General features: G+C 38.7%; 26 protein-coding genes. 16 read left to right on the forward strand and 10 right to left on the reverse strand.

The window, feature by feature from the left end; genetic code table 11:
• Positions 1–4: 4 nt before the first annotated feature.
• On the reverse strand, positions 5–1,315 hold the full coding sequence (gene fucP, locus ACFSR6_RS02680; protein WP_379074569.1) for an L-fucose:H+ symporter permease: 1,311 nt from the start codon (positions 1,313–1,315) through the stop codon (positions 5–7).
• Positions 1,316–1,360: 45 nt separating this feature from the next.
• Positions 1,361–1,738: a heterodisulfide reductase-related iron-sulfur binding cluster gene (locus tag ACFSR6_RS02685; RefSeq protein ID WP_379074571.1), complete on the reverse strand. Its 378-nt coding sequence runs from the start codon at positions 1,736–1,738 to the stop codon at positions 1,361–1,363.
• Between the two features lie 149 nt (positions 1,739–1,887).
• On the opposite strand from ACFSR6_RS02685, the gene ACFSR6_RS02690 reads away from it, so the two are divergent.
• Positions 1,888–2,757, forward strand: a complete 870-nt coding sequence (locus ACFSR6_RS02690; protein WP_379074573.1) for an AraC family transcriptional regulator — start codon at positions 1,888–1,890, stop codon at positions 2,755–2,757.
• 969 nt (positions 2,758–3,726) lie between these two features.
• On the opposite strand, the gene ACFSR6_RS02695 is transcribed toward ACFSR6_RS02690, so the two are convergent.
• The gene (locus tag ACFSR6_RS02695; RefSeq protein WP_379074576.1) at positions 3,727–4,686 is read right to left on the reverse strand and encodes a GlxA family transcriptional regulator; all 960 of its coding nucleotides are present in this window, start codon (positions 4,684–4,686) and stop codon (positions 3,727–3,729) included.
• Positions 4,687–4,818: 132 nt separating this feature from the next.
• Between ACFSR6_RS02695 and ACFSR6_RS02700 the strand changes: the two genes are divergently transcribed.
• The 13 genes from ACFSR6_RS02700 to ACFSR6_RS02760 all read left to right on the forward strand — a co-directional run bounded on the left by ACFSR6_RS02700 (position 4,819) and on the right by ACFSR6_RS02760 (position 14,245).
• The gene (locus tag ACFSR6_RS02700) at positions 4,819–5,313 is read left to right on the forward strand and encodes a DinB family protein (RefSeq protein ID WP_379074579.1); all 495 of its coding nucleotides are present in this window, start codon (positions 4,819–4,821) and stop codon (positions 5,311–5,313) included.
• A gap of 3 nt (positions 5,314–5,316) precedes the next feature.
• Complete coding sequence (locus ACFSR6_RS02705; protein WP_379074581.1) at positions 5,317–5,823, forward strand: DinB family protein; 507 nt, start codon at positions 5,317–5,319, stop codon at positions 5,821–5,823.
• Positions 5,824–5,836: 13 nt separating this feature from the next.
• Complete coding sequence (locus ACFSR6_RS02710) at positions 5,837–6,244, forward strand: hypothetical protein (RefSeq protein WP_379074584.1); 408 nt, start codon at positions 5,837–5,839, stop codon at positions 6,242–6,244.
• Between the two features lie 186 nt (positions 6,245–6,430).
• Positions 6,431–6,811, forward strand: coding sequence for a DoxX family protein (locus ACFSR6_RS02715; RefSeq protein WP_379074586.1), 381 nt, complete (start codon positions 6,431–6,433; stop codon positions 6,809–6,811).
• A 100-nt stretch (positions 6,812–6,911) separates the two neighbouring features.
• Positions 6,912–7,343 carry a DUF2147 domain-containing protein gene (locus tag ACFSR6_RS02720; protein WP_379074589.1) on the forward strand — a complete coding sequence of 144 codons (432 nt, stop codon included), beginning with the start codon at positions 6,912–6,914 and terminating at the stop codon, positions 7,341–7,343.
• A gap of 8 nt (positions 7,344–7,351) precedes the next feature.
• Positions 7,352–8,371 carry a WD40/YVTN/BNR-like repeat-containing protein gene (locus ACFSR6_RS02725; protein ID WP_379074591.1) on the forward strand — a complete coding sequence of 340 codons (1,020 nt, stop codon included), beginning with the start codon at positions 7,352–7,354 and terminating at the stop codon, positions 8,369–8,371.
• Positions 8,372–8,524: 153 nt separating this feature from the next.
• Positions 8,525–9,340 (forward strand): TerC family protein, encoded by an 816-nt coding sequence (locus ACFSR6_RS02730; protein WP_379074593.1) that lies wholly within the window; start codon positions 8,525–8,527, stop codon positions 9,338–9,340.
• Between the two features lie 105 nt (positions 9,341–9,445).
• Complete coding sequence (locus ACFSR6_RS02735) at positions 9,446–10,150, forward strand: HAD family hydrolase (protein ID WP_379074596.1); 705 nt, start codon at positions 9,446–9,448, stop codon at positions 10,148–10,150.
• Positions 10,137–10,973, forward strand: a complete 837-nt coding sequence (locus ACFSR6_RS02740) for a phosphoribosyltransferase family protein (protein ID WP_379074598.1) — start codon at positions 10,137–10,139, stop codon at positions 10,971–10,973. Before ACFSR6_RS02735 ends, ACFSR6_RS02740 begins: the two co-directional genes overlap by 14 nt.
• A gap of 2 nt (positions 10,974–10,975) precedes the next feature.
• Positions 10,976–11,530 carry a TerD family protein gene (locus ACFSR6_RS02745; RefSeq protein ID WP_379074600.1) on the forward strand — a complete coding sequence of 185 codons (555 nt, stop codon included), beginning with the start codon at positions 10,976–10,978 and terminating at the stop codon, positions 11,528–11,530.
• Positions 11,531–11,534: 4 nt separating this feature from the next.
• Positions 11,535–12,149, forward strand: a complete 615-nt coding sequence (locus ACFSR6_RS02750; protein WP_379074602.1) for a TerD family protein — start codon at positions 11,535–11,537, stop codon at positions 12,147–12,149.
• Positions 12,150–12,176: 27 nt separating this feature from the next.
• A complete protein-coding gene (locus ACFSR6_RS02755; RefSeq protein WP_379074604.1) occupies positions 12,177–13,274 on the forward strand; it encodes a toxic anion resistance protein in 1,098 nt (365 codons plus the stop codon).
• Positions 13,275–13,282: 8 nt separating this feature from the next.
• Positions 13,283–14,245, forward strand: coding sequence for a hypothetical protein (locus tag ACFSR6_RS02760; RefSeq protein ID WP_379074606.1), 963 nt, complete (start codon positions 13,283–13,285; stop codon positions 14,243–14,245).
• Positions 14,246–14,427: 182 nt separating this feature from the next.
• Here the strand turns inward: ACFSR6_RS02760 and ACFSR6_RS02765 are convergent, their stop codons facing one another.
• The 5 genes from ACFSR6_RS02765 to ACFSR6_RS02785 form a co-directional block, all read right to left on the reverse strand.
• Positions 14,428–14,733, reverse strand: a complete 306-nt coding sequence (locus tag ACFSR6_RS02765) for a GIY-YIG nuclease family protein (protein WP_183763973.1) — start codon at positions 14,731–14,733, stop codon at positions 14,428–14,430.
• Between the two features lie 524 nt (positions 14,734–15,257).
• Positions 15,258–16,121: a dienelactone hydrolase family protein gene (locus ACFSR6_RS02770; protein ID WP_379074608.1), complete on the reverse strand. Its 864-nt coding sequence runs from the start codon at positions 16,119–16,121 to the stop codon at positions 15,258–15,260.
• A gap of 62 nt (positions 16,122–16,183) precedes the next feature.
• On the reverse strand, positions 16,184–17,188 hold the full coding sequence (locus tag ACFSR6_RS02775; protein ID WP_379074611.1) for a phosphotransferase enzyme family protein: 1,005 nt from the start codon (positions 17,186–17,188) through the stop codon (positions 16,184–16,186).
• Positions 17,189–17,346: 158 nt separating this feature from the next.
• Positions 17,347–18,075: a LytR/AlgR family response regulator transcription factor gene (locus ACFSR6_RS02780; protein WP_379074614.1), complete on the reverse strand. Its 729-nt coding sequence runs from the start codon at positions 18,073–18,075 to the stop codon at positions 17,347–17,349.
• Positions 18,072–19,610 carry a sensor histidine kinase gene (locus tag ACFSR6_RS02785; protein ID WP_379074616.1) on the reverse strand — a complete coding sequence of 513 codons (1,539 nt, stop codon included), beginning with the start codon at positions 19,608–19,610 and terminating at the stop codon, positions 18,072–18,074. Before ACFSR6_RS02785 ends, ACFSR6_RS02780 begins: the two co-directional genes overlap by 4 nt.
• Before the next feature lie 274 nt (positions 19,611–19,884).
• Between ACFSR6_RS02785 and ACFSR6_RS02790 the strand changes: the two genes are divergently transcribed.
• Both ACFSR6_RS02790 and ACFSR6_RS02795 read left to right on the forward strand, forming a co-directional pair.
• On the forward strand, positions 19,885–20,784 hold the full coding sequence (locus ACFSR6_RS02790; RefSeq protein WP_379074618.1) for an ABC transporter ATP-binding protein: 900 nt from the start codon (positions 19,885–19,887) through the stop codon (positions 20,782–20,784).
• A 23-nt stretch (positions 20,785–20,807) separates the two neighbouring features.
• Positions 20,808–24,299: a M1 family aminopeptidase gene (locus ACFSR6_RS02795; RefSeq protein WP_379074620.1), complete on the forward strand. Its 3,492-nt coding sequence runs from the start codon at positions 20,808–20,810 to the stop codon at positions 24,297–24,299.
• Positions 24,300–24,540: 241 nt separating this feature from the next.
• Here ACFSR6_RS02795 and ACFSR6_RS02800 read toward each other — a convergent pair whose 3' ends face one another.
• A complete protein-coding gene (locus tag ACFSR6_RS02800) occupies positions 24,541–25,482 on the reverse strand; it encodes a helix-turn-helix domain-containing protein (RefSeq protein ID WP_379074622.1) in 942 nt (313 codons plus the stop codon).
• Between the two features lie 25 nt (positions 25,483–25,507).
• On the reverse strand, positions 25,508–26,608 hold the full coding sequence (locus ACFSR6_RS02805; RefSeq protein ID WP_379074624.1) for an efflux RND transporter periplasmic adaptor subunit: 1,101 nt from the start codon (positions 26,606–26,608) through the stop codon (positions 25,508–25,510).
• Positions 26,609–26,617 lie beyond the last annotated feature (9 nt).

The raw sequence follows: 26,617 nt of genomic DNA on the forward strand, positions 1-26,617 counted from the left end.
CAATTTATACTTCTAAACTTATTTCTTTTTCAACATGATTAGGTTTCCATCCTTTCCAACCAAAGTAGAATACTACTAAAAAGCATACGAAAGGTACCAGGTATCCGTATTGGATATTGTGGGTCGCATCTGATATGAGGCCTAACACCGGAGGTAAAAATGCGCCACCAACAATAGACATTACAATTAATGAAGACCCCAGTTTTGTATCTTTACCCAAACCTGCTATACCCAATGAGAATATGGTTGGAAACATGATCGACATGAAAAATGCAACACCAATTAACGCGTAAACGGTAATCATTCCGCTTGCAAAAACAGATATGAGGGTAAGCACGCCACTGATCAAGGCATAAATCATCAATAATTTATGCGGTGTTACAAATTTCATGAAAATGGTGCCCACAAATCTGCCGATCATAAAAGCCAAACCTGCCGCACCTGCGTACCATTTTGCTTCGTCCTGACTTATGCTTGCCGATGAGGTTACAAAACTGATGAATAAGCTCAATACACAAACCTGGGCGCCCACGTAAAAAAACTGGCCGATAACTGCCCAGCGCAAATGGCTGTGCCCTAATACATGCGCAAAACTGCTTTTTTCCTGTACATTTTCTTCCTCTTTAATATCGGGTAGCTTAGTGAAAATAAATAGAATAGCCACCACGATAATCAGGATGCCTAAAATTAGGTAAGGCGCCTTTACGGTCGATGCTTCCTCGAGCATATAAGCCTGTTTTTCTAACGGCAGCATTTTAGCCAACTGGGCATCGGTATATTTTACTTCAGTAAAAATAAATTTACCACCAAGTACAGGGGCCAGGAAAGCAGCGAAGCCGTTAAAGGATTGAGAGAAGTTTAAACGTTGCGTAGCTGTTTCAGGTGGACCTAAAACGGTAACATAGGGGTTTGCTGCAGTTTCCAGAAAGGTTAAACCACAGGCAATAATAAAAAGGGCGCCTAAGAAAAATACATACTGGGCGGTATTGGCCGCAGGTATAAATAATAAACATCCTATAGCGAATAAAACGAGGCCTAAAATAATACCGCTTTTATAACCATACTTGCGCATGATGTAACCTGCAGGCAATGCCAATAAAAAATAAGCGATAAAAACTGAAGAATCGACCAGGGTAGATTCGAAAACATTTAACTGAAAAGCTTTACGTAAATGTGGAATTAATATAGGATCGAGATTGTGAACGAAGCCCCAAAAGAAAAACAGACTGGTGACCAGGATTAACGGGAATAAATATCCTTTCCCATTTTTCTGCGGAATAGATACTTTAAAGTTTGATGGTGTAGTTTGGCTCATATTTTATTTGATTAATGATTAAGCTGGGTTTGTTAAAAAAAATGGTTAATTTTTGGTGCTATGGGCACCAATTGCTAAAGATTGTTCAATAGCTGCCGTTTTGGAAAGGCCTGCAATAAATACACCATATCCGTAACTGCCGCTATCGTGCTCCTTAACATGCAAATGATCTTTAACATGTAAAGTACAATTGCCAGATTGGGGAACAATATAGTCGATTTTTCCGGAATTTTTAACAAATACTTCCTCCATTCCTGTAGTTAAATGGCTATAACCCGAATTGGTCAGAAGCTGTCGGCAACAGGTTTGCTTAATCGGGAAATGGATATCTAAACCAAGTTTTTCAGGCAATCCCGAGGTTGCAATGGCAACTTTAGGGTAAAGCTGATCGATGTAACAAGGAGTAAATAATCCCGACTTCATAAAATGTTTTTGGCTAGTTGTTTCTTTACAAATTAAACCTTAAAGTGTTAATAAAAATTTAATTTTATGATCTAATTATTAAATGATATTGGCTCAATTTTATACATTGCCAAATATTACTGCATATTAGATTGATTTTTTAAGATTTTATGAAACCGCATTTACTTAATGTATCTACCAATACCGTAGATTCTTTTAGCGCCAGGAGGGATATTATGCCAGATGTGAACAACCTGTGGCATTACCATTCAGCCCTGGAACTGATTTATATCAAAAAGGGGCGGGGAACGCAGTTTATAGGCGATAGCATCAAAAATTTTAGCGATGGAGATGTAGTGTTGCTTGGAAGCAACCTGCCACATTACTGGCGCTTTGACCCTGAGTTTTTTGAAAAAAAAGAAGAAGAATCGGTTGATGTTTATGTCATTCATTTTAAGGAAGATTTTTTAGGGACAGCATTTATCGAACTTCCAGAAAACCAGGAGCTCAAAAAGATGTTGGCACAATCTAAACAGGGCATTCAGCTGTTGGGAGCTGCAAAAGAGCGGATAGCCAGTTTGATGCCAACCATTATTGAGGCTAATGGTACCATGCGGATTATCAGGCTATTGGAAGGACTCTCCGAAATAGCCGGCAGTGAGGAGAAAAAAACGTTGGTTTCGCTTGGTTTTAAGCCAAATTTCTTAGAAAATGAGAAAGACAGGATACAATCGATCTATAATTATACCCTCAGCAATTATAAAAATAAAATAGAATTGAAAGAAATTGCTGCAGTGGCTAAAATCAGTCCAAATTCGTTTTGTAAGTTCTTTAAAACCAAAAGCAGGAAAACCTATACGCAGTTTTTAAACGAAATTAGGGTAGGTCAGGCATGTAAATTATTAATTGAAAGTAATTTAACCGTTAAGGAGATTTGTTACGACTGCGGTTTTTACAACTTTACCAGTTTTCATAAATATTTTCGGGAAATTACAGGTAAAACGCCACTTAAATACCAACAGGCATTCTCGAGGCAGTAATGGCAGAAATCCGGATAATTTAAGTTTTAGCCATTTTTGTTCTTTGTGAATCTTAAAACAAAAGAATGTTGAAACTAATTTTTGATTTATAGGTTTATAAGCTAAGTTTGCATTACTAACCGAATATTTTATGAGCAATATATCTACTCCGAAACCAGAAAAAAAAGGTGAAAGGATGGACAGTGACCATAATAACCTTAAGTCTTACACTCCTGGGCCGAAACACAAATTTGAAGGATGGCCAATTTTATGGATCCTGATCGCTATATTTTTAATTTCAGCAGTTTTATGGTATACAGGAGCCACTTCCTACTTGATTAAGTGGATCGCCAATAAATAAAGTATACTAAGAATGAGGGCAGATTTGGCCGTAAACATTCTTTGCCTGCTTTGTTGCAAAAAAAAGAGTGTTTTAACCTAAAGGGAGACGTTAATTTTGATGACGGGAAAAGAACTGATTAGAATTTTTCATCGTCGCTGGGAATCTGCTCAGCGGAAAAATAACAGTACAACATTAATCCAAAAGAGATAATATAAAATACCGCCATAATTAAAAGGAATGTGCTCATATAAATTTTTATTTGGTTAGTGTAATTATAACATTAAGTTATCTTAAATAAAAGAAGTAAGCGTATTAATTTTATATTAATTATCAACATAATAAATTTCAGTGTTGAAAACTATTTATTTAGTTTGTTTTTTAAGTGGCTCATTCACTGTAATATGGCTTAAAAACAATGTGGGTTTATGAGTTTACTTAAGAAATGTAAATTCCATCTGCGATGATCATATTAATATTCAGAAAAGTGCATTGATGATGATTCTCCGCTGATTTAGCAGATATACCCAGGTTTTTTTATTTGAAAGTAGATGTTCAGCGTTTTGTGGCGGTCGGCCATTCTGCTCCGTTATAAGTGTTCTTGCTGCGCACCAGATTTTATATTACGCTGTTTGCCAGCCCGCTGTGTTTTATCTCGCTTGGAATTTATCCCGGTATTGGGTAGGAGTCATCCCGACTGATTTCCTGAACACTTTTCTAAATGCTTTTGGATCATTGTAGCCTGAATTATAAATAACCTCTGTCATTTGTTGCGCGGTTTGTTCCAATAACTTTTTAGCAGCTTCTATACGGGTTTGTTGAAGATACTCGATAGGAGTAATGCCAATTACCTGTTTAAAGCGGCGCACAATATTTCTTCTGCTGGAAGGAATGTCTTTAATCATCTCTTCAATGGTGGCCAGATCCTGATAATTGTTTTCAATTTTTTCCTGGGCAGAGGCTACAATATCATCATTATGATGACGGATAGGCTGGAAGGTGCTAAAATAAGATTGGTTTACGCGGTCCATGTCGATTGCAAAAATCTTGGCTACTTTAACTGCCATATCTTTTCCGCAATGAAGATGTAAAAGGTGTAACAATAAATGAAAGGTAGAGGTTGCACCGCCGCTTGTAAATAGCTTGCCGTCTTGTGTTACCGTTTTATCAGCTTTTAAATGCACCTGTGGAAAGGCGGTAGAAAAAGCTGTGCAGGCATCAACATGGGTAGTAGCCGATTTACCATCCAGCAATCCCGATGCCGCCAGTAAAAATGCCCCGGTGCAAAAAGTGGCAATTTCCGCCCCCTCAAGGTGCTGTTTGTTTAACCATGGAATATAACTTTTATTGGCCGAAATACATTCCTTAATATCATTGGTTACAAAAGAAGGGATCAAAATAAGGTCAATACCACTGGCTTTTTGCAAAGGAATGCACGGATGTTCACTAAAATTGTAATTTTTATCATCAGTGGTAATTAAACTGATGTTAAAAGGCGTTTGGAGCCCATCTTTACGATAAAATCCGTTTACGGTATCAAAAACATCTAAAATAGCGGCTACGCTTAATAATCTGAAGTTTTGAGGAATTAAAACACCTATTTGTTTCATTTGGTTAAAATTTCGGTATCGTAAATATATAAAAATTGTCTGAAATGCCCCTCAATATTGACTTTTACGGCATGGACGTTCGGCTAAATTAACAACTAACTTTATTCCGAGTTAACCACTAATTAAAATTATATGAAAACCAGCCCAACAAGTAACAGAATGTACGGTTTTATGGTGCTTTACGAAATGCAAACAGATTTTTTGGTAAGAGCATTAGATGGGATAGAGCAAAAGGATGCGCAGAAAAGATTGGATACCAGGGCAAACCATATCGCCTGGATTACAGGAAGTGTGGTACATAGCCGCTATTTTTTGGCCAAATCATTCGGTATCGACCTCCCATCTGTAACCGACGAACTTTTTGCCGGCAATAAAGGCATTATTGATGAGGCCACTTACCCATCATTGGCAGATTTTATAAAAGACTGGGAAGAAATTTCTCCCCTTTTACAGGAAGTTTTAACTGCGGCTACCGATGAAAAATTAGAAGAAAAACTGGTTATACCCGGCATGGAAATAACATTGTTCGAAATGATCAGTTTCAGTAGCTACCGCGAAGCCAACTGCATTGGACAAATTGCCCTTTGGAGGAGATTATTAGGATATCCTGGAATGAATTACATGTAAGTTATGGAAAAGATAATAAACGAAACCAACGAAGTTTTGTCAACACTGGAAAACACTTTGTCGAAATTTGATACGGCCCAAATTAATTCAGTACCGTTTAAAGGAAGCTGGACAGCTGGTCAATTGGCTGAACACCTGATTTTGGCAAATTCGGGCTTTTTACAGGTTATTAACGGTTCGGCAGGGGAAACTGACAGGCCAGCTGATTTAATGCTTGTCCAGATCAAAAAAGACCTTTTGGATACTGATGCGAAATACCATTCGCCAAAAGAAATTTATCCAGAAAATAAGACCTATAACCAGGCTGAATTATTGGAAAATTTAAAACAGATCAGGGAAGGGCTATCAAAGGCAGTAAACAGCCTCGATTTAACCAGAACATGTGTTTCTTATGAGCTACCAGTATATGGTTTTCTGACCCGCCTGGAGGCTGTTTATTTTGTGATTTATCATACACAGCGCCATGTTCGTCAGTTGAAGAATATCTACAATAACTTAAACAGCAATTGATTTTATTAAATCTATGAGAAACAAGAGTCTTTCTTTACTCAATCCTTATATCGGTAAATGGAAAACAGAAGGTTTAACCAGATCGGGTGAAGCAATTACAGGAACTGATACCTACGAATGGATTGAAGGCGATTTCTTTTTAATGCATAAAGTTGACATCACATTTGGCCAGAAAAGGGTGCAGTCTTTAGAAATCACCCACTATGATGATATGGAAGATGTTTTCAGGTCACAATCTTTCGATAACAGAGGATGCATTTCCATCTCTACGCTTAAAATTTACAATGATATTATTTTAATATTTACTGATACTGAAAGATTTAAAGGTAATTTTAAAGCGAACACGATTGAAGGTATGTGGGAGCAATTTGATGGAAAAGACTGGATGCCATGGATGGATGTAAAGTTAACCAGGATGTAATTACCGCCAAAGTCTTGAATCTTTAGCCTGCGGTTCTGCAATTTAAAAAACGGGTATGGTTAATAAAACTATTTGAGGAGGTTGGTGCGTAGGGAGTTACTTTTAACCGATTTAAACGGTAAACCAAATAAAAATACAATTGAACAAAAAACATTATTTTTAAATAAACACTAAAACTTAACCAATATGAAAATCACAGTAATTGTTATCCGCGTGCTTTTAGCCGCTATGTATCTGTTTGCTTCTATAAGCTATTTCCTGAATTTTATGCCAAAAGCGCCTGAAATGACACCTGCACAAACCTCTTTTATGACGGGACTGATGGCATCTGTTTACCTTTTCCCGTTGATTAAAATTACAGAATTGATCGGAGGTGTATTGTTGCTTATCAACCGGACAGCACCATTGGCATCGATTATTATCCTCCCGGTTACTTTGAATATCTTTCTGTATACCGCATTTTTAGCACAGCCTAAAGATCTTCCAATGAGTGCGGTAATGTTATTGTTTAACCTGTTCCTGCTTTATGCCTACAGGGCCAAATACCTGCCGATAGTTTCAAAGTAAATTTTACCTTTTATAAAACTTTCTCATACTTTTTCTCTTTATTTAGTGTTTCGATATAGTGTAATTCGTTATCTTTAGAAACTAACTAGAAATAAAAAATATGAGAAAGTTACCATTTTTAATGCTGCTCTTCATAGCAGTATCATTTTCTGTCTCCGCACAGAACAAAGATGCTATTTTAGGGAAATGGCTTAATCCGTCGGGAGAAGGACAGATAGAGATTTACAAAAAAGGCGATAAGTTTTACGGTAAGCTGGTATGGATGAAGGAACCAAACATCAACGGAAAGCCTAAATTAGATGTTAAAAATCCTGATGAAAACTTACAGAAAAGGGCCCTGTTAAATCTTGAGATATTAAAAGATTTTGTTTACGATAATAATAAATGGACCGGTGGTACAATTTATGATCCGAAAAGTGGTAAAACCTACAGCTGTAACATGACTTTAAAAAGCGCCGATGTGTTAAACATCCGCGGTTACATTGGTATTTCGCTTTTAGGCAGATCGGAGACTTTTAGAAGAGTTAAATAAATAATAAGATGATGAGACTAATATGGTGCCTTTTATTGGCACCTTTTTTTTGCGCTGCGCAGTCATATACCATTAAACCCTTAACCGAGGGCAACAAAAGCAGTATACGTGGTTTAAGTGTGGTATCCGATCAGGTAATATGGGTAAGCGGAAGCAAAGGCTCGGTCGGTAAAAGTACCGATGGCGGCAGCACCTGGAAGTGGACCCAGCCTGAAGGCTATGAAAAGCTCGATTTTAGGGATATTGAAGCTTTTGATGATCAAAATGCCATAATCGTAAATGCCGGGTCGCCAGCTTATATCCTTAAAACAAATGATGGGGGCGAAAGCTGGACAATGCATTATAAAAATGCAGATACAGCCATATTTTTAGATGGTGCCGGCTTTTGGGATAAAACCAGGGGGCTCATTTTCGGCGATCCGATAAGTAACAAACTGCAGCTGCTTAAAACTTCCGATGCGGGTAAAAGCTGGCAGGATATTACTGCTAACTTAAAAAGCAGCTTAGTTAAAGGCGAAGCTAGTTTTGCAGCCAGTGGAACCACTATTAAAACCTTGCCGGGTGGTAAAACCTGGATTGCTACTGGAGGGATAGTATCCAACATCTATTTTTCGCCTGATTACGGACAGCACTGGCAGGTATTTAAATGCCCGATTTTACAAGGCGAAAACAGTACCGGGCCTTTCTCCATCGATTTTTTGAATGATAAAACCGGTGTTGCAGTTGGGGGTAATTATTTAAAAGATAAAGAAAACACCAATAATGTGCTGTTAACCAGCGATGGGGGCAAAACCTGGCAGAAACCCACTACGCCGGTTTTCGGATACCGGTCAGGCGTAACTTATATTAATGCCAAAACGTTGATTGCCACCGGTACATCAGGTACAGATATATCAACAGATGGTGGCCAGAATTGGAAGCACATTTCGGATAAAAGTTTTAATGCAGTTCAGAAAGCAAAAAAAGGCAGGATCGTGATCCTGGCTGGAGAAAACGGAAATGTATATAAACTGGAAGCCGCGAACTGATATTTGCGCAAATAGCGTAACAATTCTAATAGTTGTTATTCTAACAATAAAAAACAACAGTTAAAATAAACAGCATGATGAGCAGAGATGATAAAATTTTGTTTCTTTGCTGTAATAACTAAAACATTAATTTAAAAAAAATACACACGCTCAATGGATTTTCTGCATACAATTTTAGGTGACGACATACAGGCCGGATTATTGATTATTTTAAACCTTATTGTAATTGAAAGTTTGCTCTCAGTTGATAATGCTGCGGTTTTGGCTACCATGGTAATGGACCTGCCCAAAAACCAACGGGATAAAGCATTAAAATATGGCATTATAGGCGCTTATGTTTTCAGGGGGATCTGTTTATTCCTGGCTGCATGGTTGGTTAAAATATGGTGGTTAAAACCACTTGGCGGTTTATACCTGTTGTACCTGGCATTTGATTATTTCAGAAAAAAGAACAGTAAAAACGACGATGAAGATGAGGAGGTAGATAAAAGCAAAAGCTGGATATATAAATCAACAGTTGGCCTGATCGGTAATTTTTGGGCAACTGTTGCCCTGGTAGAGGTAATGGATCTGGCCTTTTCTATCGATAATGTTTTTGCTGCAGTTGCCTTTACCGATCACATCTGGTTAATTTATATTGGTGTATTTATTGGGATACTGGCCATGCGTTTTGTGGCGCAGGCTTTTGTAAAGCTGATGGAAAAATTTACTTTTTTAGAAACTGTGGCTTTCATCGTGATCGGAGTATTGGGCATTAAACTAACTTCATCGGTATTTACCCATTTCAATCCTGAATCGCCTGTTTCGCATGCCATTGAAGGTGAAAAAACAGATCTTTTTGTGTCTATTTTTACCGTAGCTATTTTTATTTTGCCGGTATTGAGTTCTTTATTGTTCAACTTTCCCAAAAAACACAAAAGTGATGTGATCATCTCGGAAGATGCCGAAGATGTATTGGATAAATCTTAATGTTAAGGCTTGTCTGTCATAAATCTTACAATTGAACTTTCCCTGTATTACAATCTGATTTTGTAATATTAGGACATATTAAAATAGTTGAGTAAACAGGTGCAAATGGCTTTTTACAAACATTACTCGTTCGATCTTTGGCTAACGCTGATTAAATCCAATCCAAGGTATAAACAAGAGCGGGCACAATATTTTTACCGGAACTTTAACCGAAAAAATAAAACTGCTGAAGAAATTGTCATCATTTTCCGCCAGGTTGATTTAATGGTAAATGCCATTAATGAAAAGGCCGGAAAAAATGTAGATGCCGAAGAAATGTACCTGATGATTATCAGCATGATCAACGATTATGATTTTAATTTCCATGATATAGACCTGCAGCAACTCGATCATGATATGGAGCAGCTCGTATTTATGCATATGCCAAAACTCTATAGCGACGATTGTTTAGACGTACTGGCTAAAATCAAGGAATCAGGTAAGAGCACCACCAATATTTTAAGCAATACCGGTTTTATTAAAGGTAAAACCTTAAAAAAAGTCGTTTATCAATTGGGAATCGATCAATATATCGATTTTCAGCTTTATTCGGATGAAGTACGCATGTCGAAACCAAGTACCGGCTTTTTTCAGCTGATGCTGGATACGATCGACAGAACAAAACATCCTGGTTTATTGCTATCGGATGTGATTCATATTGGCGATAACCCCTATGCTGATGTACGCGGGGCCGAAGCCATGGGAATCAACAGTATGCTCATCAATTCAAATAATCTATCTATCTCAAACCTACTCTATGATACCGTATAGTTATTCACTCCACAAAATCGATAATACGAACGATTTCGGTTTTAGTGCCGATGATTACAGCCGCTTTAAATTTGGCGATGATCTGGTTGCCCGGTCGTTCGGTAAAGCGCTTGCTGATGGTTTTATCCGCTATTACCTGGTTGATAACCTGATTACCGACCAGATTGTGGTGATATCTAGCCCTTATAGCTTTATCCCAACGGCAACCTTTGCCATGAAAAACTATTTCGTAAGCCAGCTTAACCGCTGGCTGGTAGAAAATGGCGGTTTGGCTGTACAGGAAACCAAGGTACACCGTACCATTACCTACAAGGAAGATTATGGCGAATTAAGTGCTGAAGAAAGGCTTTCGCTGATCGGGAATGATTCTTTTCATATCGATAAGGATTTTCTGACAGGAAAAACACTGCTTTTCCTGGATGATATCAAAATTACCGGAAGCCACGAAAGGATGATCTTAAAAATGGCTAAAGAATATGGGCTGAGCAACGAAATGCACATGCTTTACTTTGCCGAACTGGTTAACAAAAATATCCATCCCAACGTAGAGAATTTTCTGAATTACCACCAGGTGAAATCTATTTTCGATCTTGAAGAAATTATAGACGGGGGCAATTTTTGCTTCAATACCCGTATCGTAAAATATATTTTAAATAGCAGTTCGAGCAGTTTTACCATATTTTTGGAAAGAAGAAATGCCGATTTTGTTAACCAGCTTTATGATCTTTCGCTCGGTAATAATTACCATACGATGGATGCATATTCGAAAAATTTACATCTCATTAAAGATTATATCAAAAACAACAATTATAAATTAATTTAAATATGGCTATTAATCTGCAAAAGGGGCAAAGGGAAAATATCAATGCCCCTAAATTTACAATAGGTTTAGGTTGGGATACCAACAGCTCTTCTACAGGTTCGGCATTCGATTTAGATGCTTCGGTTTTTATACTTAATGATCAGAAAAAATTAATTTCTGATGAAAATTTCGTTTTCTATAACAATCTGGTTTCACCAGATGGTGCGGTAGAACACACTGGCGATAATTTAACAGGCGCGGGCGATGGCGATGATGAACAGGTTAAAATCGACCTGACAAAAATCGACGGTAAAGTAAGCGAAATCTGTATCGTTGTTACCATCCACGAAGCAGAGAGCAGAAGACAGAACTTCGGTCAGGTAAGGAATTCATTCATCCGCATTTTTGATTCGGTAACCAACGAAGTGATCTTGAAATATGAACTTGAAGAAGATTTTTCAATCGAGACTGCGGTAGAATTCGGAAGGATCTATAAGCGCGAAAATCAATGGAAATTTGAGGCGGTAGGTGTAGGTATGAAAGGTGGTTTACAGGATTATTTAAACAGATATCAATAATATTATGGCAATCAATCTTCAAAAAGGACAGCGTATCAGTCTTGAAAAAAGCAATGGTAGCAAACTGCAGCATGTTTGTGTAGGTATTAACTGGGGCGCAATTGAAAAGAAAGGCCTTTTCGGTTTCGGATCTTCAAAAGAAGCCGTAGATTTAGATGCAAGCTGTGCTTTGTACAACGAAAACAAGCAGCTTTTGGAAGTTGTTTATTTTGGGAACCTAAAATCTAAAAACGGATCGGTAAAACACAGTGGTGATGATTTAACAGGCGATATGGGCGGTGATGATGGCCTTGATAATGAGATTATTACACTTGATTTTTCGCAGCTGGATGCTAATGTAAATTATGTGGCTTTTGTGTTGAACAGTTTTAGAGGACATGATTTCGGTACCATTCCTTTTGCTTCAATCCGTATTTATGAAGGAACACCTAAACGGGTAAACGAGGTTTTTGCTACTTATGATATTGCAAACGGATCTAATTTTGCCGGTCACGTATCAATGGTAATGGGCGTTTTCTACAAGAAAAACGGCGAATGGAAATTTAATGCCATTGGCGAACCAACCAGAGACCGGAAACTGGAAGAAACCGTTAAAACCGTAACCCAAAATTATTTATAGGCTGCAAAGCTGATCATATAATAAACTATGGAAACCAACCCAAATCTTCCCCAAACCCTTACGCCGGTTAAGCTGGATAAAGATGGCAATGTTGACCTCGAAAAAATAACAAGCGAGGAAACAATCAAATACCAGGAAATTGGAAAATCGCTCGAACCATCCGATGTAAATTCTATCCTGAATTACGGAAGCGAAGCCCAAAACTCGATGGAGAAATACAGTAACGAATTTTTATCGTCTGTACGGACCTATAACAGCGGCGAAGTTGGCGGTTTAATTAACGAACTGTTAACCGAACTTAATTATATCGATGTTTCTGAACTCGAGCAGAGTGGTTTTAAGAGTTTTATCGCTAAAATCCCTTTTTTAAAGAATCTGGTAGTTGATGTAAAGAAACTTTTCCAGAAGTATGATGTAGTGGTTAATAATATCGATAAAATAACCAATAAAATCAAAGCCGGAAGGTTAAACTCGATCAAAGACAACAGCTCGCTGCAAACCATGTTCGATAGCAATGTGGGCTATATCCACCAGATGGAAGAGCTCATTATTGCTGGTCAGCTAAAATACAACGAGTTAAGTATTAAACTGGCCGAAATGGAAGGCAGGCCTGCCGATTACCAGGATTATGAAATTGCAGATTTAAGGGATTTCATCAGCCGTTTGGATAAAAGACTGGCCGATATGAAGATTGTACGTTTTATTATGCTGCAATCATTAGCCCAGATACGCGTGGTACAGAATAACAATACTTCTATCGCAGAAAAAGCACAGTCGATTATCTCTACCACCATTCCGGTGTGGAAAAACCAGCTGACTATTGCTGTTGCTTTACAAAGGCAAAAAGCCAATGTAGAGATGCAGAAGAAAATTTCGGATACCACCAATACCATTTTGCAGAAAAATGCAGAAATGCTGAAGCAGAACAGTATAGATGTGGCTAAAGAAAATGAAAAAACAGTAGTATCTTTAGAAACCCTAAAACGCACCACATCATCGTTGATCGAAACACTTAATGAGGTGAAACAGATCCATGAGGCTGGTGCACAGAGCAGACGTGTGTTGGATGGCGAGCTTAAAACTTTGGAAGCAGAGTTGAAAAAGAACGTGACGAGGGTGAATTAAATTAACCTATGGATGAATACCGTTTAAATATTATCAAAAAATCGAACACAGAGATCAACCGTTTACAGCTGCTCTCTGTGTTTTTTGATGATGAGGTAATTTATAAAATTTACCTGCGCAGCCAGGTTATTCATCAGCTGTTTGTGAATAATGAAGAACTGGAAATCGAAAAACTCGATCTTTTCCACCTTCAGTTTACCGATAGTGTTATAGAACTGCTCAGAAAGATCAAAAAGAGCAATGAAAAAAATGTATCGCTCATTTACGATGAGATCGATCTTAATGAAGAACTGATCGGGAGGATGGCGGTGGCTTTGACCGACCAGAAAAGTTTCCGGCTGGATAAGCAAAAGCAATCACTTAAAGTAAACCTGTCGCTGCGGAAATTGTTCAGTGTACTTTCAGATCTAAGTTCTGATTTTCCTTTTTCCAAAAACATCAACGTTTTCAGCTCTAAATATGCCAACGATTTTTATTTTGATCTTACCACCGATCAGTTTACACAATTGATTAACTTTCAAAATAAGCAGGTATACACCAATGCCTATGCCATCATCGAAAAGAAATTGATGGGAAAACTGTGTAAATATGATTTTCGTACAGAGTTTTACGCTGGTTTAAAATCAGGCGAGCAGGTAATCGAAGTATACAATTTTTTGGAAACAGACGATTATTATCTTTTTTTTCCAAGCAGAAACCTGTTTCTTTTCTGCGATTTAGCTGTTTTGAAAGACCTGGATACTTCTACCAACCTGTCGGAAAAAGAGAAGATCATACAGGAGCTCCAGTACAAAAACGATAAGTTAAAAAGCAACGCTGCGGTATTAAAAACGGCTATTCCGCAAGAAGTTGTTAACTTGCTGGAAGACAGCTATGCTAAGATATCGGATATCAATTTCATAAATCACCTCAGTAATTTCGATGTTCAATCGAATATATTGAAGACCATGCTTAAAACGGATTTGTTTTAGCGGTGTGATTTTTAATACGCTATTTACGTAAAATCGTTATCTCGAATGCCTGCCCGTACAGGCGGGTAGAGATCTATCTCGAGGCAGATTTAGCTTCGCTGAGCACTTCGTGGTTCTCGGCTTCATTGCATTTCGCTCGAGATGACGGCAAGGAGGGAGCTCCCCATAGAACAAAGAGGGCTTTATTCATCCCAATCATTTATAACTGCTTTTAAATCATCCCAGTTTCGATTAAAACCATTAATCAAATTATCTTTTTTTGATCTATTCCATTTTTTTAGTTGCTTTTCCCGGTCTATAGCTTCTTCAATAGATAAAAAGGTTTCATAATATACGCAATAAATCAAATTGTATTTAGCTGTGAAAGAATTTGGATAAATTTTATGTTGATGTTCATAAATACGGCTTCTTAAATCCGAAGTTACTCCGATATATAATGTTGTTCTTTCATAATTGGTCATGATGTAGACCCACCCTCCGAGTTCCATGTTAATGAATTTAAGAAGAAAGTTAGTAGTAATTATGCTAAATAATTAAATAATAATGTCGTCATCTCGACTGGAGCACCGCGTAATGGAGAGATCTATCTCGAGGCAGATCTCTTGGCTTCATTGCATTTTGCTCGAGATGACGATGAGAGTGTGAACCTGCTCGAAATAGCTTTAAACAAAATTGTCGTCATCTCGACTGGAGCACCGCGTAATGGAGAGATCTGTCTCGAGGCAGATCTCTCGGCTTCATTGCATTTCGCTCGAGATGACGATGAGCGTGTGAACCTGCTCGAAATAGCTTTAAACAAAATTGTCGTCTCGACTGGAGTACCGCGTAATGGAGAGATCTATCTCGAGGCAGATCTCTCGGCTTCATTGCATTTTGCTCGAGATGACGATCAGAGTGGAAATATATCCAATAACTTTAAATAAAACGGTCATCACTTCCTGTAGTGTGCCGATTCTTCATCAGTAGCGGAATGGAAAGAGATATGTATTCGAAATGATGTAACCAGCGAAACTTACCTCGTTAACACTGCCAATTTATGTTTGAACAGCTCAATTGTTCTGCCCCAGGCCAGTTTTGCAGCTGCTTCGTTGTAGCGCGTAGGCGAGGTATTGTTATTAAAAGCGTGGTTCACGCCATCATAAATGTAAAGCTTATAATCGATCTTATTGTCTTTTAAGGCTTGTTCGTAAGCCGGAATGCCTGCGTTAATCCGTTCATCTAATCCGCCATAATGCAGCATTACACTTGCCTTAATTTTTGGCACATCGGCTGCATTGGGCTGTACACCATAGTAGGCAACAGCGGCCTGTAGTTTGGGGTCGTTAACGGCCAGTTTGTTTGCCATTGCACCACCCCAGCAAAAGCCAACACAACCTACTTTACCATTTCCATCTTTGCGGTTGCGCAGGTATTCCAGGCCTTTTAAATAATTTTGTAAGTTTTTTTCAGGATCCAGTTTACCGATCAGCTCACGTCCTTTATCTTCGTCGGCAGGTGTTCCACCAAAGGGAGAAAGTGCGTCAACCCCCAATGCAATAAAACCTTCGGCTGCAACACGTTTGGTTACATCAATGATGTGTGGATTTAAGCCTCGGTTTTCGTGGATTACCAATACACTGCCCAGACTCTTTTTACCTTTTGGTTTGGCCAGAACGGCTTTGATTTCGCCATCAACACCTGGATAGGTAATGTTTTGAACCTCAATATCGTCGCTTTTAAAAGCGGCGGCTGCCACATAGTTGTTTTCAAGCATGGGCAAAATCGTCATTGCTAAAGCTGTGCTGCCCGTCAGGACTGCCAGTTTTTTCATGAAATCTTTTCTGTTGATCTGACTGTGCGTGTACTCATCGTACAGGTTTATTATTTTCTGGTCCATCCCGTTGATTTTTAATTACCTTACAAGATAAACAAGGTGCTTGAGATTTAGCCAAGCGTTGCCTAAAAGTTACAATACTGTTCTTCCCACTTTTTGATCAGCGATACACGGTGTTTGGTATAGCGAGGCGTTAAAAATATATTAGACCAGTCATCGTAATTATCGTAAAAGAATTTAAGGAAGAAAATATGAAAGGTAATACCCAGAAAAGGAATAGCCTTTAATTCATCGCCTGTTAATGGCCTGATTTCCTGGTAAGCCTGTAAAAAAGCGCCAAAATCTTTTTCGGCCTGTTCTTTAGTGATCAGGTTGTTGAGCTGGTGGAAGAAATAATGGTTCAGGAAGCTCATTAAATCGTTAATGAGATAACCCTCGCCGGCAAAATCGAAATCAAAAAAAGTAATGTTCCCCTGTTCATCAAAGTGGAAATTTTTTGGAAAGAAATCGTAATGGCAGTAACCGTAGCTGAATGCCGAAGTATCAAATTCTTCAAATTTTTTTGCCACTTGGTTTGCGATGCTGTTGAGGTAATCGAATTCTTCCCTCATTTCGGTGAAATGGGGTTTTAGGTCTCTTAAAGGCTGAAATAAGGTTGTTTCAAAATCAAAAACCGGCCTGGGGTAATCCAGTTTAATGGCGGCTGTAGTTTGATGTATTTTGGCTATACCGTGCCCCAGGCGGATGACTTGTTGGTCGCTGAGGTCTAAAACTACTTTTCCTTCTGCAAAAGAAAACAATACACCATTTCTCAAGCCTTCAATGGCATTAAACTGCTGGATCTGTTTCCCTTCAATATCGCTCAATGGATAAGAAACCCGGTTTCCTTTTGCTTTTAAAATGTTAAGCAATTCTACCTCACCTTCAATTTCGCTCCTTTTACGGTGGGCATCGCGGTAAATCTTTAAAATATATTTTTTAGAATCGTTTTCCAGGATATAGGTGTCACTTACATTTCTGATCAGTAAACGGCATGTTGTAGAGGGATCTAAATGATAGGCCTCAATGATATGGTTTTTTAAAGCGGCAGCTGACAAGGTAGAATATTGGGCCGGGAAGAAATTCTGCATGGGAATGGGCTTTGGGATTTCAAATATAAATTTTCAAAACTACATTTTCGCCATAATTAAGGTTGCCATGTCAGGCTTAAGACTATTGTTTTAAGGTTTACGATATAAAATACATCAACCGGTTTTCAGCGTAACGGAAGTCGAAAACGTTCCGTCATTTAATCATCTATATTCAGCAGCGGTTTAATAATGCCCCTAAAATTTTTACCAATGGGTACCTGCTGCCCGTTTTTAAGCACAATGGTATTGCCCTCAAGGTAATCGACATATTTTTTGTTAAGGATAAATGATTTGTGTATCCGGATAAAATAATCGGCAGGTAACTGTGTTTCGAAACTTCCCAAAGTTCGTGGGGTAAGTAAAAATTCGTTGTTTTTCCAAACTTTTACATAGTTGCCTAGGCTTTCCAAAAAGTGTATTTCTTCTACATTGACCAGGATATGCTTTTTATCTACCTTAAGCGAAATCTGTTTGCCGTTTTTGGGTGTCGTTTTTTCAATATCGCTGGTGGTTACATTCTGTTTTTTAAGCTGGTAAAGCTCAAGCGCACGGTTAACGGCTTTCAAAAAGCGGTCTAGCCTAAAGGGTTTTAAAAGGTAATCGCAAACAGCAAGATCGAAACTTTCCAAAGCATATTCTTCGTAGGCTGAAGTAATAATAACAAGTGGTTTATGCTGTAATGTCCTCAAAAAATCGAGGCCGTTCAGTTTCGGCATCCTGATGTCGAGAAAAATCAGGTCTGCCTGTTTGTTGCTCAAAAAGAATAGTGCTTCAGTAGCGCGGTAGCAATGCCCAACAATGCTAATAAAAGGAATATCTTTTGCATATTCGGTTATTACGCCATGGGCAAGCGGTTCATCGTCTACAATTAGGCAACGTAAGCTCATGCAATCCGGATGTTAAGTTTAGCCTTAAATATAGGACCAATTGAGCTGATATGCAATGTATAACGGTTAGGATAAATTAATTCGAGCCTTTTTTTAAGGTTATCTATACCAATTCCCCTTATTTCCTGTATTTCTTCAGGGTCGAAAGAATTTTCGCAGGTAAAACTGAGCGAATTATCGTTACTGATTATCGAAATTTTTAGTGTAGCAGCATCTTCTGCAGGCTCTATACCATGTTTAAAGGCATTTTCGATAAAAACGATGAGCAGGAGCGGTGCAATATCAATCTGATCATTATCAATTTGTTTATCAAACTCAAAATGCAGGGTTTTGTGCAGGCGGATCTGTTGCAATTGGATGTAACCTTCGATGTAATCCAGCTCCTGTGAAAGTTTAACCATTTTTTCCTGCCCTTTGTAAATGGTGTATCGCATCAATTCTGAAAGCTGAAGAATACTTTCGGGGGTTTTCTCCGATTTTTGTAAACTCAAGGCGTATAGGTTGTTAAGTGTATTAAAAAAGAAATGTGGGTTGAGCTGCTGTTTCAGCAAATCGAGTTCATTTTGAGATTTTTCCTTTTCAAGTGCCAGGATCCTGTTATTCTGCTTTCCCCATTGCAGGGCCAGCACTACGGGCAAGCTGATGAGCATGATGGCAAAGGCTCCAAAAGCATTTTCGAGCTCGAAAGGATTGGCCACGAATATGTCCCTTCCAAAAACAGTATTGATCGGCAATGAAATTAATACCTGCGCCAATAAAGGATAAAGAATGGCAACGGTGGCAGAAAGTGTTAAGAGGTAAATTAATAACCCTTTTTCTTTCAGTATCCTAGAAACCAAAAACCTGCTGTTGATGAAAAAAAGCAGGTATCCGCAAAGGTACATGATCAGGAATTGTGAAAAGAAACTTAAAAATGTACCAAAGTTGTGGATCAGCATTTTAGCATCAAACTCAAAGCCCACCAAACGAAAACCTTTTCTTTGATAGATGGGGTTTTCTAAACTCGATACAGCCATAACCGAAATGGTAACTGCAAGTAAAATGATGGTAATCAGTACAGCATTTTCCAGGCCGATTTTTTTAATCCACCTAATGTGCTGCACTTTTTTCTGGTAATACCGGTTCGCAATCAAAATCAGTTCGAGTGCAATTGCAGCCAAAGCTGTCGAAATAAAAGCAGAATCTTTAAGTTTTCCTATGCTGAAGCTACTGGCAATAAATGTAAAAAAGGGTAGTAAAACAAGGTAAACAATGCACCAGTAAATGACATATTGCTTTTTACTTGAAGAACTTTTTAACTGCAATTTTGTAAAGGTAAAAATTAATACAGGCAGTAAACAGAAGCCTAAAGCCAAAATACAGCTCACATAGGTTGACCAAATGTTGCTTGATAAGGAATGGGTGTTTAATATCGCAATCCATAATACCAGACCAACGTTGATGAAGAAATCCTGGTACCGATAACCGAAGTTTAAATTTTTGGTATTGAGCATTTTTTGTTTAATCTTTCCATTGTTCGCGTTTTTAAGAAACATTAGCCTTCCTATTTGCACGGTCTGTATCCTCGCAAAGCAATTGCCTGGTTTCGGCCTATGGTGCCACGAACTACGGTAGCATACGCGATAACATTAAAACTAACAAAGTTTATGGTCAGCCTAAAATTTACATGATGAAAGGTGCATTTTTCGTGATGAAAGGAATATAACCTGTTATCATTTCCATTGATCATCATTTCAGGAGCCTTTGTCACTTAAATTTAACAGACCACTTTAGGCGATGTAATTTGCGTCCATCTTATTTTAGAATAATATGGTACGGCTTAAAATACAGCAACTTACAAAAACTTATCATAGCGGGATTAAGGCGCTGGATAATATTACATTGAATATTGCAAACGGTATGTTTGGCTTATTAGGACCCAATGGCGCAGGTAAATCATCGCTGATGCGTACACTCGCTACCCTTCAGTTACCAGATACCGGGCAGATTTTTTTTGATGGAAACGACATCGTGCTAAACCCACAACAAATGCGTAATAAATTGGGGTATTTGCCACAGGACTTTGGCGTTTATCCTAAAATTTCAGCTTTTGATCTTTTGAATCACTTAGCCGTTTTAAAAGGGCTTCAAAATAAAAATGAGCGCAAAGAACAAGTGCTGTCACTTTTACAGCAAACCAATCTGTTTGAGGTAAGGAAAAGAGCTGTAAGTACTTTTTCAGGTGGCATGCGTCAGCGTTTTGGCATTGCACAGGCTTTATTGGGTAATCCGCAACTGATTATTGTAGATGAACCTACTGCAGGCCTGGACCCACAGGAACGGAACCGTTTTCATGATCTGTTGAGCGAAATCGGCTCAGACCGTGTAGTGATCCTATCTACACATATTGTAGAAGATGTGAACGATCTCTGTCCTGAAATGGCGGTAATGGCAGGTGGTAAACTGATTTTGCAGGGCAAACCAGCTGATTTAACACAGAAACTTAATGGCAGGATCTGGCGGAAAATAATTGAAAAGGCCGATCTGTCACATTACTCTGCCCACCACAGCGTGATTTCGACCAAAATCATAGCAGGTAAATTGAATTTATTTGTATTGAACGATCAAATTCCCGCTGAGGGTTTCGAAGCGGTTTACCCGGGTTTAGAGGAGGTCTATTTTTCGTCCTTATTTAATCCGGCCAATCAAAATAGGGAGGCAGGGCTATGATCGGAAATTTACTCAGATTCGAAATGAGGTACCATTTTAGCCAGGTATCTTTTAAAGTTGCCGCATTTTTGTTTTTTACCTTAGGTTACTTCTGCGTAGTTAAAGGTGGTTTTGGTTCGGCAGAGGTACATAAAAATTCTCCTTATGTAATTGCCAATATCACGGCATTACTTTCGCTCTTTTCCATATTCACCGGAACTATATTTAGTGCAAACGTAGTATTAAGGGATCGCATTTACAGAATGGAACCGGTAATTTTTACCACCTCCATTAATAAACCGGTCTATTTTGGAGTAAGGTTTTTGGGCTTGTTTTCTGCTGTTTTCAGTTTGTACATCCTTGTAATTTTTGGGATTTTTACAGGCTCACTTTTTATTGATAAAGGTCGTTTAGGCTCCTTCAATATCACCTATTTCTTACAGCCGTTTTTGATTTTTGCTTTTCCAAACGTGCTGATCGCAACAGCTACTTTATTCTGCACAGCGGTATCAACCAAAAGTGTCAGGGCAATTTATACCGTTGGTGTACTGATTTACATTTTATACATGCTGGCTTCGATATTGGGCAATTCGCCCCTGTTGGCTACTTCCAATATGAAAGCCGGTACACCAGATGTTTTACCTTTACTTTTAGATCCTTTTGCACTGGCTTCATTTTTCGGTGAAACCAAGACCTGGACGGATGTGCAGCGTAATCAACAATTATTTCCGGTAGAAGGGCTATTTTTGCTTAATCGGCTATTCTGGATAGGCATAACCGCTTTAATCACGATAATCAGCTACAGGTTTTTCCATTTCAGGTTGCAGCGCGAGCGAAAGGTGAAAGTGAAAACCGTTAAACCGGAGCAGGTAACATTTATCCCATATCGCAATTTGCAGGTTTTGACTGGTGGCTTCCGCTATTACCTGAGTACTTTAAAAACACAGGGAAGGCTCGAAATGATCTTCCTGTTTAAAAATATCCCCATTATGGTGATGCTTTTACTTTGGGTATTTTTGTATGGTGTAGAATTGAAAGATCAGCTGTTCAGCGGGGTTTATGGCATTCATAGTTATCCGGTAACCGGTATCATCATCGAAGAAATGCGTTCTATGAAATTTGGACTTGTGCTGGTCCTTTTTTATGCTGCAGAAACCATCAGCAGGGAAAAATCAGTCAATATCCATTCTTTAATTTACAGTACTCCCGTTCAAAATTCAGCCATTTGGATGGCGAAATGCACCAGTCTTTTTATTTTGGTATTTACCCTCGTTACTTTAAATATTGGGATTGGTATTGTTCTGCAGCTTACACATGGCTATTTCCGGATCGAGCTGCCGCTATATTTAACTTTATACTATTATAGCGCATTGCCGATGTTGCTTTTTGTGGTGCTGATGCTGTTTATTCAGAATTTAAGCAGCAACAAATACCTGGGTATGGTATTGAATATGATTGTGGTGTTTTTAATTTCTTACGCCGAAAGATTCGGAATTGAACATTACCTGCTCCGCTTTGCTTCAGTGCCTGATCTTCTTCATTCTTATTTCAACGGTTTTGGATATTATGCCACGGCATTTAACTGGTACATGTTATACTGGGTGGCTTTGGCCATTATTATTGCTGTTTTAACTATTGGCATGTGGCAAAATAAGATTGAAATGAAAGCTGTTAATCGGTTTAAATTGATAGGAAAAGCATTTAAACAGTATAAATGCTTTACCCTTTCTGCCTTGCTGGTCTGGTGCTCTTCTGCAGCGTTTATTTATTATCAAACGAATATTATCGGAAAATATCAAAATAAACAGGCACAGCTGGCATGGCGATTAACCTACGAAAAGAAATATAAAATATGGGCAAATTGGCCCCAGCCTGTAGTAAAATCAGTTAAAACCAAAGTAGATCTATATTTAAATCAGGGGAAATATACCATTAAGGGTAATTATTTGCTGAAAAATGAAACGCAATTTCCCATTTCAAAAATCTGGACTTACGTTGACCCAGAAGTAAGCTCATATGCTGTTGAAATAACCGGGGGACGCAACAGCGAAAGAGATGAACATTTTGGCCAGCAGTTTGTTGATTTGAAAAAACCTTTAATGCCCAATGAAACCATAAATATGGATTTTTCTGTAGAGGTAATCCGGTCGGGCTTTATTTCGTTGGATAAGGAGAATGCAGTGGTTAAAAACGGGACATACATTGAACTGGAGAAATTTGTACCCCATTTTGGCTACTGCTATCATTTTGAAAGCGATAACAAATTGGAGCGGAAAAAGGCAGGTTTACCTGAAATTGCGACGGCACCCACATACCGCCGTACTTACGAACTGATTGATTTAGAAACAACAATTTCTACTGAAGCAGACCAAAAAGTGATTACAGTAGGCGAATTACAACAAGAGTGGGTAGTTGATCAACGCAGGTATTTTAAATACAAAACCCCTGGGCCGGTTAATTTTATGTTTGCAGTTAGCAGCGCAAGGTATGCGGTTAAAAAGGAAAGCCATAAAGGTATAGCGCTGCGTATTTATTATCAGCCGGGGCAGGAATACAACTTGAAAAGCATGTTTAATGCGATTAAAGATGCTTTGGATTATGGCAGCAAAAACTTTGCAGAATATCCTTTAAAGCAATTAACCCTTGCCGAAATTCCTCAATATAAAGGGGCCGCAACGGCTTATCCTGGTGTGGTTTTTAGTGCCGAAAATATTAATTTCCTGGGTAATTACAGCCGAAATGATGCTATAGATCAAAGTTATGCGATTGCAGCCCACGAAACGGCACACCAATGGTGGGCCAATAAACTGGCACCGGTGTATGGGGCCGGTTATGCCATGCTTACCGAATCGCTGGCCAAATACACTGAAAACGTACTGATCGAAAAACGCTTTGGTAAAATGTACCTGCGCAGATACCTGGCTTACGATAATAACCTCTACTTTTTGAACCGGAACAATACGAACAAGGAGTGGGCATTAGCTAAAACTTTAGACCAGCCTTATGTGCATTACCAAAAAGGTGGGCTCATGATGTATGCAATTAAGGAAATGATAGGTGAGCAAAGGTTTAATACATTATTGCAACGGTTTATTGTAGAGCACGAGTACCCTAAACCTAAAGCTACAGCCAATGATTTTGTAAATGCGCTGTTAAATCAGGCTTCATCTGAACAGAAGAAATTTATAAACGATTGCTTTAATGAGGTGGTGACTTACAATTTAGGGATCAGCATGCTTGATTGTAAGGCTTTGAAAAATGGTAAGTACAAAATTGACGTAGAAATAGCTGTCGAAAGGCTAAGTGATGGTAGTAAACAATTGCCTGATCTGGAAATAGATCTGGCCTGTTTTAACCAATTGGAGAGGGAATGGAACACAAAAACGAAACCGGTTTATTTTAAAAAGTACCACATTAAACAGAACAGGACCAAAATTTCGGTTGTTGTTGATCGTAAACCAAAAACAGTAGTTGTTGATCCTTATGGGTATTTATTGGATGGAGATAGGAGCGATAATGTTGCAGTGTTGGATTAAAACCATTACTCATTGAATTGATTGTTGTGATGTTGAGCTTGTCGAAATATCTAATGATGAGTCCTTCGACAGGCTCGTCATGACAGGCTTCTCTGGGATAGTCATAGCGGAGTGCAACGCAACCGAGCACCACGTTAGGGCTCAACGAAGCTAAATCTGTCTATGTTGATTTATCCGCTTCGCTGCCAACGAAAAACCAGCAAGCTCCGGTAAAGATGACGACACGAAGAGATGGCTTTTACTAATTAGTCCTAAACACCTTTGGCGTACAATGCATCTGGCGTTTAAAAAAAATGTTGAAATTGGCTGGGTATTCGAAACCGAGGCAATAAGCAATCTGTGCAATATTCCATTCGGTATGTTTCAATAAGGCCACTGCTTCAGTTGCAATCCTTTTTGAAATATGCTCCGAGGTGGTTTTTCCGGTTACTTCTTTTACAGCGTGGTTAAGGTGATTTACATGTACCAGTAAACGGCAGGCAAAATCGTGTGCTGTTTTTAGTTCCAGGATGTGTTCGGTAGAACCGATCGGAAACTGCCTTTCCAGTAACTCGAGGAACAGGGAAGTTAGCCTTGCAGATGCGGTATTCTGTTTAAAAAGAACATCCTGGGGTTTCACTTTTAAACCTTCGTGAACAATCAGCTGCACATAATTTCTCAAAAGATCGTATTTATGTATATAATCGCCATCCATCTCTTTCATCATTTTACAGAAAATATCCCTCAGGGTTATTTCCTGCTCTTCATCGATATGGATTACCGGACTATCGTTAATGCGTAACAACAGGGAATCGCGCAGGGTTTCGCTGCGGTTATGGATAAAATTTTCGGTAAACAGGCAGAAAAAACCTGCAGGTTTGGGTGAAGTGCTCTCCCAGGAATATGGGATATTGGGGTTGGTAAACAATAAAGCCCTTCCTTTAATTTCGATTCGGGCATCAGGATAATGCAAAATCCCGTTTCCAATAATCAGCGAGATTTTATAAAAGTCCCTTCGACTAAAAGCCGAAGGGATATTGGTGCAAACGGTACTCCTGTTAAAAACATTAAAGTGCCCTAAATCGTTAATCATGCCTAAGCTGGGCATAGGGATTTCTGGCCGGTTAATTTTTAGCCTATTATAAAAATCCTCTAAAGTTTCCTTTTTATGAAGGGTAGAAAGCTCCTGGTTTTTTGATAACATAATTCAATCCTTGGTAGACGTAAAGTTATGGTTTAATCACCATTCCTTCGTGCATTTCCTCTGTAGGTTCTGCCACTAATTTGTCACCTTCTGTTAAATTGCCGAAGATTTCAACCTTATCGTCGGTTTCCCTGCCTTTTTTTACAGCCACTTTAACCGCTTTATGGTCAGCTACTTTTAGTACGAATAACCCTTCGCTGGTATCCAATAATGCTTTTTTGGAAATGGTAAAGGTGCTGGCATTGGCTGGTAGCGGAATATTGAGCTCTGCCACCATGCCTGGTAGTAAAACTTTCGAAGCATTTGGTACATCCATCTCTATACGTTCAGAACGTAAACGCTGATCTAAGGCACCCGATAAACGTTTTGCTTTTGCCTTAAATGATTGGTTTGGTAAAGATTTTACAGTGAAGGTAACTTCATCGCCAACTTTTAGATAGCCGGTATAAATTTCGGGTATGGATACCGCCAAACGTAGGTTTTTCTGATCCTGCAAGGTAAATAAAGGTAAATCTGAACCTTTACCCGTTGGCCCCACATAGGCACCCAGATTTACATTCCGCGCTGAAATAACACCGCTGAACGGTGCCCTAATGGTTAAATAATTCAGAACCGAACCTACTTCTTTATAAGCTGCTTTCGCTGCTTCGAGCTGTGCTAAATCTGAATTCTTTTTAGCCAGTGCCTGATCAAGATCGTTGGTAGAAATGGTTCCAGGGGTTTTGCTGGTTTCGTATAAACGGTTATAATTGGCCTTGCTTGCCGTGTAAATGGCTTCCTGTGCTTTTATTCTTGATTGTGTAGCCGCCAGCTGTGATGTCATTTCCGGAGCTTCTAAAGTCATTAATAACTGACCTTTTGTTACTTCCGAACCGATATCTGCATTTAACGTTTTAACAAAACTGCTCACTTTGGCATATAAATCAACCTGTTGATACGCAATCAATTCGCCCGGTAAACTTAACTGGGTCGATAATTTTTCTTTTTTAAGGTCGAAAGTGGCAATGGTTGGTTCTTTTTCTTTTTTTGCGGGGGCTTTAGGTTCTGAAGAGCCACAACCGTATATGGCCATAAGCATTAAAAATCCTGAACCTAATAATCCTTTTGAAAATATCTTCGTATTCATTTGTGATGA

Origin of the sequence: Pedobacter vanadiisoli (genome assembly GCF_042684385.1) — a bacterium.
Taxonomy (GTDB): domain Bacteria; phylum Bacteroidota; class Bacteroidia; order Sphingobacteriales; family Sphingobacteriaceae; genus Pedobacter; species Pedobacter vanadiisoli.